Origin of the sequence: Halothiobacillus sp., from assembly GCF_027346185.1 — a bacterium.
Classification (GTDB): Bacteria; Pseudomonadota; Gammaproteobacteria; order Halothiobacillales; family Halothiobacillaceae; genus Halothiobacillus.
In genome coordinates, this window is sequence record NZ_DAIESY010000053.1 from 1 (window position 1) to 9574 (window position 9574).

Annotated in this window: 10 protein-coding genes; 2 read left to right on the forward strand and 8 right to left on the reverse strand. The window is 55.0% G+C overall.

What is annotated here, in order from left to right:
- Positions 1 to 98: 98 nt before the first annotated feature.
- Positions 99 to 1439, forward strand: a complete 1341-nt coding sequence (locus M7R55_RS04085) for a S41 family peptidase (protein WP_298218741.1) — start codon at positions 99 to 101, stop codon at positions 1437 to 1439.
- Between the two features lie 156 nt (positions 1440 to 1595).
- Entirely contained in the window at positions 1596 to 2150 is a 555-nt protein-coding gene (locus M7R55_RS04090; protein WP_298218743.1) for a DJ-1 family glyoxalase III, read from the forward strand.
- A 184-nt stretch (positions 2151 to 2334) separates the two neighbouring features.
- Here M7R55_RS04090 and M7R55_RS04095 read toward each other — a convergent pair whose 3' ends face one another.
- From M7R55_RS04095 to sdhD, 8 genes are all read right to left on the reverse strand, one after another.
- A complete protein-coding gene (locus M7R55_RS04095) occupies positions 2335 to 3600 on the reverse strand; it encodes an ammonium transporter (RefSeq protein WP_298218758.1) in 1266 nt (421 codons plus the stop codon).
- 54 nt (positions 3601 to 3654) lie between these two features.
- The gene (locus M7R55_RS04100) at positions 3655 to 3993 is read right to left on the reverse strand and encodes a P-II family nitrogen regulator (protein ID WP_298218745.1); all 339 of its coding nucleotides are present in this window, start codon (positions 3991 to 3993) and stop codon (positions 3655 to 3657) included.
- 28 nt (positions 3994 to 4021) lie between these two features.
- Positions 4022 to 4798: a TorF family putative porin gene (locus M7R55_RS04105; RefSeq protein ID WP_298218747.1), complete on the reverse strand. Its 777-nt coding sequence runs from the start codon at positions 4796 to 4798 to the stop codon at positions 4022 to 4024.
- A gap of 431 nt (positions 4799 to 5229) precedes the next feature.
- The gene (zapE, locus tag M7R55_RS04110; protein ID WP_298218749.1) at positions 5230 to 6306 is read right to left on the reverse strand and encodes a cell division protein ZapE; all 1077 of its coding nucleotides are present in this window, start codon (positions 6304 to 6306) and stop codon (positions 5230 to 5232) included.
- Positions 6307 to 6389: 83 nt separating this feature from the next.
- A complete protein-coding gene (locus tag M7R55_RS04115) occupies positions 6390 to 6638 on the reverse strand; it encodes a succinate dehydrogenase assembly factor 2 (RefSeq protein WP_298218751.1) in 249 nt (82 codons plus the stop codon).
- Entirely contained in the window at positions 6635 to 7333 is a 699-nt protein-coding gene (locus tag M7R55_RS04120; RefSeq protein ID WP_298218754.1) for a succinate dehydrogenase iron-sulfur subunit, read from the reverse strand. The genes M7R55_RS04115 and M7R55_RS04120 overlap by 4 nt, the downstream gene beginning before the upstream one ends.
- Before the next feature lie 12 nt (positions 7334 to 7345).
- Entirely contained in the window at positions 7346 to 9109 is a 1764-nt protein-coding gene (sdhA, locus tag M7R55_RS04125) for a succinate dehydrogenase flavoprotein subunit (RefSeq protein ID WP_298218760.1), read from the reverse strand.
- 20 nt (positions 9110 to 9129) lie between these two features.
- The gene (sdhD, locus tag M7R55_RS04130) at positions 9130 to 9480 is read right to left on the reverse strand and encodes a succinate dehydrogenase, hydrophobic membrane anchor protein (protein ID WP_298218756.1); all 351 of its coding nucleotides are present in this window, start codon (positions 9478 to 9480) and stop codon (positions 9130 to 9132) included.
- Positions 9481 to 9574: the final 94 nt, after the last annotated feature.

Here is a 9574-nt window from a genome sequence, read left to right on the forward strand (position 1 = left end):
GTCTCAGGCATGGTTTTCTGTACGCATGGGAATGGATTGTGCGAACCATCAAATTTGATGTCGCGCCCGGTTAGTTTTAGTTTGGAGTAAAAATTATTATGGCTCAGTGGTTACGTAAAACTTCTGCCCTCGGCGTCGCCGCCGTTTTCGGGTTTTCTGTGGCGATTGCCGTTAACGCGCTTGCAGACAAGGATCAGGCCACTGACTCTGCCATTCCGCTGAACGAATTGCGCACATTCACCGATGTTTTGACACGCGTGAAGGCGGACTACGTTGATCCGGTCACCGACAAGACCCTGATGGACAATGCGATTCGCGGCATGATCGATCGCCTCGATCCCCATTCGAATTATCTCGACAAGGCCGAGTTTAAGGATCTCAAGGAAACCACAACAGGCAAATTCGGTGGCCTGGGATTACAGGTCGGCACGAAGGACAAGGTGATTACCGTCATCTCGCCAATCGACGACACCCCAGCCCAAAAAGCAGGTATCAAGGCAGGTGACAGGATCGTCAAGATCAATGGGGAGCTCACCCAGGGTCTTGATCTTGAAAAAGCAGTGAAAATGATGCGCGGCGATCCGGGCACGAAAATCACGCTCACACTGGTACGCGATGGTGTCGACAAACCGTTTGACGTCACACTCGAACGCGCCATCATCAATGTCAAGTCGGTCAAAGCCCGTATGCTCGATCCGAACTTCGGTTATGTGCGCATAGCTCAATTCCAGTCCGACACGACCGAGCAGCTGCAAGATGCGCTCAAGCAACTAATCAAAGACAATGACGACAAACCGCTCAAGGGCTTGGTACTGGATCTGCGCAATAATCCCGGCGGTGTGCTTCAGGCAGCGGTCGGCGTGGTAGACACCTTCGTCAACAAGGGCCTGATCGTATACACCAAGGGCCGCGTAGAAGATGCGCAGATGAGTTTCAAGGCACACGAGGGCGATATGCTCAATGGTGCCCCCATCGTGGTTCTGGTTAACGGTGGATCGGCATCCGCTTCGGAAATCGTGGCAGGTGCCATGCAGGATGATCGCCGGGCATTAATTGCCGGTGAACGCACCTTCGGCAAAGGTTCGGTGCAGTCCATCATGCCATTGACCAATGGCGGTGCGTTGCGCTTAACCACTGCCCGCTACTTTACGCCGTCGGGCCGCTCGATTCAGGGTGAGGGCATCAAGCCGGATGTCGAAGTGCATCAACTGAAGGTATCGGATATCGACAAGGTTTTCTCCATCAAGGAAGCCGATCTGGCCGGTCATATCAGCAACCCGAACAAACCAGATCAAAAACCGGCTGCTCAGCCAATTAAGCAGATGATCAACACCGACGATAAACCATTGGTAGAAACCGATTATCAACTGTATGAAGCACTCAACCTGCTCAAGGGCATGTCCATCGTGGCGCATCGCGATCAGGAATCAACGCACTAAGCCCGTATGCCAAGCAATTGGGCTGAACAGGAATTACTCCCTGAATAGTGTCCCTGGCTATTTATTTTCGGCCCGCCTAAAGGTAATTTAGGCGGGCCGAATTTTATTATTTTTCTTTCGACACCCCGCTGTTTTGACCCCACTAGGAGAATCCGCATGTCCTTAAAAGCCATGATCCTGTTGGCACCGGGCTTTGAAGACCTCGAAGCTGTGACCATCATCGACCTGCTGCGCCGTGCAAAATTTCAGGTTGCCATCATCAGCCTGCGTGAAGATGAAGTAACCGGTACCCGCGGAACCCGGATCGTCACCGATGGCAATCTCGCGCTACTTGACAGGCAATCGGTATTCGATCTGCTCGTGATCCCCGGCGGACAGCCGGGTACGGACAATCTCGCCGCCGACTCAAGAGTGATCCAACTGTTTAAGGACCAGGCCACCTCTGGGCGCTGGATCGCCGCCTTGTGCGCCGCACCAAAAGTGTTGGCGAAAGCTGGCCTGATCAAGGGCAAACGAATCACACATTACCCCGGCGCCTTGACCACAACGGAACAACAGGGCGCAATGATTACTGATAATCCCGTAGAGGTGGATGGCAAGCTAATTACCGGACGCAGCCCTGGTGCGGCCATGGATTTTGTCTTGATGCTGATCGAGCAGATTGCAGGGTCACACCTGCGCCAGTCGATCGAGTCCGATCTGGTGCGATGATGCGATGATGATGTCTTCAGGCCATCCCGGTTCAATCCTTTCTCGCCAGAAATCGCAGGTGGCGTGAAGGCGAAGAATTCTGAGTCACAGTGAGATCAACCGTCTGCTGGGCGACCAGAGAACGTAAAAACAAAAACACCCGCTTTCGCGGGTGCTTTTTATCTATCCGAGGCGATTCGCGTTATTAAACACGCTCACCATGCTGGCTGATATCCAGACCTTCCGCTTCTTCTTCTTCCGTGACACGTAGGCCAATGGTGACTTTCAGTACCATCAGGATGATGAAAGTGATCACCGCATCATAGATGATGGTGAAACCAACGCCTTTGAGCTGGATCAGTAACTGAGTCAAAATGCTGCCATTTGCCGCAGCGCTCAGGCCAGCGCCACCAAAGGCGGCCGCAGAGAAGATACCGGTCAGCAAGGCACCGACGGTACCGCCGACGGCGTGGACACCAAAGGCATCCAGAGAGTCGTCATAACCCAGCATCCGCTTGAGGTATACCGCAGCGAGGAATGGGATGATACCGGCGGCAATACCGATCACAAAGGCGCCCACCGGGCCGACGAAACCGGAGGCCGGTGTGATGGCGACCAGGCCTGCAACAGCACCTGAGGCCATACCCAACAGGGTTGGTTTGCCGCGCATAATCCACTCAATCAGCATCCAAGACATCGCTGCGACCGCTGTGGCGATTTGGGTTACAGCCATCGCCATACCCGCCGTGCCGTTCGCCGCTACTGCAGAACCAGCGTTGAAGCCGAACCAGCCAACCCACAGCAGGGCTGCACCGGCCATGGTGTACGCCAGGTTGACTGGCGGCATGGCTTCTGTACCGTAGCCTTTGCGTTTGCCGAGCATGAGCGCGGCGACCAGACCCGCCACACCGGCATTGATGTGTACGACGGTGCCGCCAGCAAAATCTTGCACGCCGTCGCCCATTAACCAGCCACCACCCCAAACCATGTGCGCGATCGGGGAATACACCAGAATCGACCACAATGCCATGAAGATTAGCAAGGCAGAAAACTTCATCCGCTCAACAACCGCACCGATAATGAGCGCTGGGGTGATGATGGCAAACGTCATCTGAAAGGTCATAAATACCGATTCAGGAATGGTGCCGGTCAAGCTCGTGTACCCCATGCCTTTCAAGAAGACGGCGGAAAAATCACCCACATAAGCACCCGTGCCTTTAAAAGCCAGCGAGTAACCTACAATCGCCCACACCACACTAATTAACGCAGTGGTGGCAAAGGTGGCCGCTGCAACCGAAAGCAGGTTTTTACGACGCACCATGCCGCCATAAAACAGGGCGACCCCGGGAATGGTCATCATCAACACCAGCGCAGTGGAGGTGAGCATCCATGCCGTATCGCCCGAGTTCAACACGGGTGCCGGTGTATCGGCATTGGCTGCGGCTGAAAATACCATCCCTAATATCGCCATTAGCCCCATATAAACGCTGGGCATTTTTCTATTCATACTCATGTTATTTGCTCCTTAAAGCGCTTCTGGGCCGGTTTCGCCGGTACGAATGCGGATGGCCTCTTCGATGGTGGAAACAAAAATCTTACCGTCACCAATCTTGCCTGTACTGGCCGCCTTGGTAATGGCATCGATCACCGGCTCGACGGTCACATCGTCCACGACCATCTCCAGCTTCACCTTAGGTAAGAAGTCGACCACATATTCCGCGCCACGATACAGCTCGGTATGCCCCTTTTGACGACCAAAGCCCTTGACTTCAGTCATCGTGATCCCTTTCACGCCGATGGTAGACAGTGCTTCGCGCACATCATCAAGCTTGAATGGTTTGATAATTGCTGTAACCAGTTTCATAAAAACCTCTTGGGAAATGGGTGCGGTATTAGAAGCTCTTAGTGACGCTCAAGACTGCCGTTGCATCGCCAAGAAACTTCGTCGAGCCATCACTTGCTGTCGCCGTATCAAAACCTTTTTTGACGTTAGAATCGACATAAGCCAAGCTAACCGACCAATCCTGTGGAAGACTGTAAGTACCTCCCAACGACCAGTCGGTATAGTTGTTGTCACTGTTCGATACACCGCCGTTATTACCCTTGAACATCTGGTGACCTACATGAGCATCAAGCTTCAAACTTTCGGTCAGCGGATAATGGGCATCCAACTGGATGTAGGAACTGCCCTTACTATCAACCATGCCATAGTACTTTGACGCATTGATGTTGTATTGAGCAGTCAACCATTTGTACGATGCAGCAATGTGCAACTCGGTTGTATTGATGCCGGAACCACCGGTGGTTGTCGGATAGTAGACATAGAGGATACCTGCATCGAATCCCACATCATCGTTTAATGTGTAGTGGTAGCCACCGAACCAATCGGTTTCAAGCCCGACCAATTTATTATTAAACAGCGCATCATTAGAAATGCTCGATCCCCAGAAACCGGCATAAAAACCAGCTGGCAATCCCAGATTGATACCTACTTGCACTGCCGGTTTCTTGTAGGTTTGAGACATACCGCGATAACGATAGTCACTCACCACGGCGGCAGTACCAGATACTGAGACGGCTGGCGCATCGTCAGCATAGGTAGGTGCAGCAAAAGCTGACAGTGAGGCAACGACAGATGAAGCGATCAGTGTCATTTTCAATTTATTCATGGATCCATTCCTCATAAAAGGTGAGATTGTGCGAGTTGCCTGCTAGCTTTAACAGAAACCGTGCCAACTACATATCCCATTGTTTTTTAAAAAAACATCTATCTTGTCGAAATCACACGCTCGTACAAGCGCACCTCATTGGTGCGCTACCCTTATCGCACAGGATCGAAAATAGTGCAATTGTTGTGGCCTTAAAACGACAACCCATGCCATGCCTGTCACGATTTCTTCATAATGTGGCGTGTATTGCAGGGACGAGAAAATTGGGCGTCCGAACGCCACCGCAGAATAGCGGAATACAGTCTCCATTTCGATGCATCGATAGCAGCCGCCTCCGGAACACGATCTGTATCCAGGCCTGGATGTTGAGTGCTCTTACAACAGATGAGTATCAGCATTGGTACAAACACTGTCCAATATGGTGCTTCCGATCAATCCACCAACCTGCTGACGTAGTTATGGGATTGCATTTCTACCAGACGACTCAGAACGCGGGTGAACTCGCCATCAAGCAAGTCGGCATGGTCAAAATGAACGGCGGGCATCCCCTCGGGGAAAATCAATTTAATGCCGCGATCGTAAAACTCATCAATTAACCACATGAAACGGCGTGCCTGCGCAGGCGAGTGTTGATCGAACCGAGGCACGCCGGAAAGACAGATCGTGTGAAAACGATTGGCCAATTCGATGTAATCGGCCTTGCCGCGCGCGCCGGTACACAATTCGTCGAAATCGAACCAGGCTGCGCCATCGGCAAGGCAACGGGCCGTGATGGCACGTCCTGCGATCTCAAGCGGGACATTCTGCCCCACCTGCCCGCCGGCGGCCGCCCGAAGTGCTTCTGGCAGGGCCATAACGTCCATGGACCGGGGAGCGAAATTCTGGCGGTAATCCACATCACTATCGAACGGCACCATCGCCATATTTTCCTTGAGCAGCGCGATGGTGGGCAGGAATTGTTCGCGTTGCAGGCCATTGAGATAGAGATCATCCGGTGGCGTATTGGATGTGATAACCACAGCGACACCGTGATCGAACAGCCCTTGCATGAGCCCTCGAATCAGCATGGCATCGGTGATGTCGGCAATATGGAATTCGTCCAAACAAAGCAACCGGACACCGCGGGCGATGTCCCGGGCGACTGCCATCAAGGGGTTCTCGCAGCCTTTTAGTTCAGTAAGCCGTGCGTGGACATCCGCCATAAAACGATGGAAATGTATGCGCTGCTTCTGTGCCAGCGGCATACAGGAGAAGAAGGCGTTCATCACAAAACTCTTGCCGCGCCCGACACCGCCGTACAAATAAACCCCCTTGAAGGGCGTTACTGCGGGGATGGTTCGCAGCAATCGGCGCAACAACGGCACGGTAGGAAAAGGCGATGATCGATTTAAGCACTGTTCATACACGGTCTGCAGAACGGAACAGGCGTTCAATTGCGCGGCATCCAGCGTAAAACCACGTGCTTGCGCCTCGGCCTGCATGCACCGGGTCAGTTGATCGCTCGACATGAGCGGCCTCCGTTTGCGACAGGTGACTCATGGGGAGTCGAAGCGGAGAATGACGCGGGTAATGGCATTGTCCCGATCCTATCTCAACAGATAATACAGCCGCGTAACAGGCGCTCGACGGTCGAATCCGTCACAGAAGTGGCGGTGATGCGTTGCCATAGCGCATGATCTTCCAGGCTGACGAGCCGCTCGAATTCCTGCCATTGTGGCGCGGTAAGCCGATCGGCGTGTTCTTCCAGAAAACGGGCCAGCACCATATCGAGTTCGAGCATGCCGCGCCGGCAGTGCCAACGGATGCGATTGATGTCCTCCTCTGCAATCACGGCGGTCATACCGTCCGCTTCACCAGTAGCGATTTGATCTTGCCGATCGCCTGCGTGGGGTTGAGTTCTTTCGGGCAGACGTCCACGCAGTTCATGATGCTGTGGCAGCGGAACAATCGGTAGGGGTCTTCCAGATCGTCCAGGCGTTCGGTGAGTGCCTGATCACGGCTGTCGGCGATGAACCGATAAGCTTGCAGTAGCCCGGCCGGGCCGACGAACTTGTCCGGGTTCCACCAGAACGAAGGGCAGGCGGTCGTGCAGCAGGCGCACAAAATGCACTCGTACAGGCCATCGAGCTTGGCCCGATCTTCGGGCGATTGCAGGCGTTCGGTATCCTGACCCGGCTCGTCCTTATTGATGAGGTAGGGTTTGACGGATCGGTAGTGGTCGAGGAACTGGGTCATATCCACTACCAGATCGCGGATGACCGGCAAACCGGACAGCGGACGCAGCATGATCGGCTGCTTCAATTCGCTTAAGGGCGTCACGCAGGCCAGACCATTTTTGCCGTTGATGTTCATGCCATCCGAGCCGCACACCCCCTCGCGACAGGAACAGCGCACGCTCAGCGTTTCATCCTGTTCCTTGATCATCAGGATGGCGTCGAGCAGCATATTGCCTTCCGGCTCGATATCCAGATCGTAGTCCTGCATGTAGGGCTTAGCGTCGGTATCGGGGTTGTAGCGGTAGATGGAAAAGCGCATGGCGGAATCCTGCTAGTAAACGCGTGGCTTGGGTTGGAAGGCATCTACGGTCAGTGGCTGCTGGCGTACCGGCTTGTAATCGAGACGATGGCCGTCGGCGAAATAGAGCGAGTGCTTCATCCATTCGGCATCGTTGCGTTCGGGGAAATCATCGCGGGCATGTGCGCCACGGCTCTCCTTACGCGCGGCCGCAGAAATCATCGTCGCCAGTGCCACCGCCACCAGGTTCTCAAGCTCCAGCGCCTCGATGCGGCCCGTGTTGAATACCTTGCTGTGATCGCGCAGCACCACATCGGGTAATTTCGCCGCAATTTCCTGCATTTTTCGGACACCTGCCTGCAAGACGGCTTCCGTGCGGAATACACCGCAATGCGCTAGCATCGTCTTGCGCATTTCGTCACGCAATTGCGCCACGGTGATGCCTTCGCCCTTTGTTTCCCAACGCGCCATCCGCGCCGAGATGCGTTCTAAGGAAGCCGGTGGAACAGCACGCGCCGACGGGTTTTCACGGCAATAAGCAATCACGTCGTTACCGGCAGCGCGCCCGAAGACGATCAAATCGAGCAGTGAATTACTGCCCAGACGGTTGGCACCATGCACCGATACGCAGGCGCATTCGCCGATGGCGTAAAGACCGGGAACCACAGCCTGAGTGCCATCAGCCGATGGCTTCACCACGCGGCCATGCAAGTCGGTCGGAATACCGCCCATCATGTAATGCACGGTGGGTACGACGGGAATCGGGTCTTTGGCCGGATCGACATGGGCGAATTTTTTTGCCAGCTCACTAATCCCAGGTAGGCGCTGATGAATAACTTCCCGGCCGAGGTGATCGAGCTTGAGCAGCACGTGGTCGCCCTGTTCGCCGCAGCCTCGTCCTTCAAAAATCTCCACCGCCATGGCGCGGGAAACGACATCGCGGCTGGCAAGGTCCTTGGCATTGGGCGCGTAGCGCTCCATAAAGCGCTCGCCGTGCTTGTTCACCAGATAACCACCTTCGCCGCGCACCCCTTCGGTCACCAGCACGCCCGCACCATGAATCCCGGTGGGGTGAAATTGCCAGAACTCCATGTCTTCGAGCGGAATGCCGGCGCGCAGTGCCATCCCGAGGCCATCACCCGTATTAATCAGGGCATTGGTGGTGGCCGAGAAAATCCGTCCCGCACCGCCGGTCGCGAGCAGGGTGGCGCGCGCCTCGATGAACACCGGTTCTCCGGATTCGATGCCCAAAGCCACCACACCCAAGGCATGGCCCTGTTCGTCCATAACGAGATCAATCGCGAAGTATTCTTCAAAAAAATGGGTACGGGCGGCGATATTGCGCTGATACAACGTGTGAAGCATGGCGTGCCCGGTGCGATCGGCTACCGAGCAGGTTCGCACAGCGGGGGCACCGCCGTACTCTTGGGTCATGCCGCCGAACGGGCGCTGATAGATCTTGCCGTTATCCAGGCGGTCGAACGGCATGCCGTAGTGCTCCAACTCGATCACCGCTTCGTTGGCGTTGCGGCACATGAACTCGATAGCATCCTGATCGCCCAGATAATCCGAACCCTTGACCGTGTCGTACATATGCCAGTGCCAGTTATCCGCACTCACGTTGCCGAGGCTGGCAGCGATGCCGCCCTGGGCTGAAACCGTGTGCGAGCGTGTGGGATACACCTTGGAGACCACAGCCACGCGAATACCGGCTTCGGCAAGCTGCAAGGCCGCACGCAGGCCCGCGCCACCGCCACCGATGATTACCGCATCGAATGTTCGCTTTTCCATCGTCATTCTGGGGGTCATGGTCGTGTTCATGCGGGGCTCCATAAAATCTGCACAGCCCACGCGGTATAGGCCACAAGCGCCAGAATCACGAATGCATGCAGGCCAAGCCGGATCAACGTGGGATGAACGTAATCCATGAAAATATCCCGCATGCCCAACCAGGCGTGAACAAACAAGCTCAGTAGAAAAATCAGGCTTAACAGGCGAACGGGCAAGCTATGGAACAGCATTTGCCAGTCGGCGAAATTCGATACGGGATGCCACAACAGATACCCGGTCATGAACAGGGTGTACAGAACCATGACGACGGCCGTCAGCCGCTGCGCCAGCCAATCCTTGATGCCGTAGCGCGCGCCGCTGGGTACTCGACTCACCATATCAACACCCCGATCAGCAGCGTGAGCACCAGGCTGACGACGAGCACCAGTTTCGCGGTGAGCCGCGCCTGTGCCAGATGAACACCGATATCCA